Raw genomic sequence first — 285 nt, 5'->3', positions numbered from 1 at the left:
ATGAGTAAATTAGAGTTTATCTCAAGTAAATTTTTAACTAAGCTTCAACCTGATAATAGAACAATAAGAGTCGGTGTGAGTGTTGTATTTAAAGAAATTGAAAATCAAAAAATGATCACATTCTTTTTATCACACTGGCCATCAGTACTCAGTGCTGATGATAAGATCAGGCGTATAATGTATAAGATGAGTAAATTAGAGTTTATCTCAAGTAAATTTTTAACTAAGCTTCAACCTGATAATAGAACAATAAGAGTCGGTGTGAGTGTTGTATTTAAAGAAATT

The 285-nt window shown here is 29.5% G+C and carries 1 pseudogene; it reads left to right on the top strand.

Annotation, left to right across the window (positions count from 1 at the left end):
- Nucleotides 1-75: 75 nt before the first annotated feature.
- A pseudogene (locus tag BHE89_RS24645) lies at nucleotides 76-285 on the top strand (hypothetical protein); the annotation flags it as partial.

It is taken from the genome of Shigella sp. FC1967 (genome assembly GCF_001743005.1).
In the GTDB taxonomy this organism is placed as follows: Bacteria; Pseudomonadota; Gammaproteobacteria; order Enterobacterales; family Enterobacteriaceae; genus Proteus.
This window is presented reverse-complemented; position numbering and strand designations above follow the sequence as displayed.